We start from the raw sequence: 1,042 nt of genomic DNA on the forward strand, positions 1-1,042 counted from the left end.
CGAACTACTCACCCAGGTCAGGCTCCCCACCGACCAGGACCTCCAACGCCGCCGCCCCACCTCCCTGTCCGGCGGCCAGCAACGCCGCGTCGCCCTCGCCCGCGCCCTCGCCCGCCGCCCCCGCCTGCTCCTCCTGGACGAACCCACCGCCGGCCTCGACCCCGCCCTGCGCGACGACATCGCCGACCTGCTGCGCGACCTCGCCCGACGGCACGGCATCGCCATCGCCCTCTCCAGCCACGACCCGGCCTTCGTCGAACGCTGCGCCGACGACGTCCTCACCCTCACCCCCGCCCGCACCCGGCACACCTCCGACACCACCACACGGCCTGCCGCGGCCGACCGCCCCACCCCGTCGGCCACGGCCAGCGGCGACCGGCGCGGACTCGACGCCACCGGCATCCACGCCCACGCAGGCCGGGGCCGTCACCGCCGCCAGATCCTGACCGGCCTCGACCTCCACCTCCGACCGGGCAGCAGCACCGGCATCATCGGGCCCTCCGGCTCCGGCAAGACCACCCTCATCCGCGTCCTCGCCGGCCTCCACCCGCCCACCAGCGGCACCCTCAGCCTCGACGGCACGCCGCTCGGCGGCTCCCACCACGCCCGCACCCGCAACCAGCGCCGCCGCATCCAGCTCGTCCCGCAGAACCCACTCGGCGCCCTCAACCCCGCCCACACCATCGCCGCCACCCTCACCCGGCCGCTGCGGCTCCACCACGCCACCCCGCACGACCAGTGCCCAGCCCTCGTCGCCGCCCTCCTCACCGCCGTCGACCTGCCCACCGACCTCGCGGCCCACCGCCCCCACGAACTGTCCGGCGGCCAGCGCCAACGCGTCGCCATCGCCCGCGCACTCGCCGCCGAACCCGACATCCTGCTCTGCGACGAGATCACCTCCGCCCTCGACACCGACACCGCCGCCGGGATCATGACCCTCCTCCAACGGCTGCGCGCCGACCACGGCCTCACCCTCGTCCTGATCAGCCACGACCTGCCGCTGATCCACCGCCACACCGACACCGTCCTCGACCTCGGCACC

General features: G+C 75.5%; 1 protein-coding gene. It reads left to right on the forward strand.

What is annotated here, in order from left to right:
• On the forward strand, nt 1-1,042 hold a 1,042-nt coding region (locus tag ABZW30_RS47085; RefSeq protein ID WP_355677508.1), incomplete at both ends, for an ATP-binding cassette domain-containing protein.

Origin of the sequence: Kitasatospora sp. NPDC004669 (assembly GCF_040609455.1) — a bacterium.
GTDB lineage: Bacteria > Actinomycetota > Actinomycetes > Streptomycetales > Streptomycetaceae > Kitasatospora.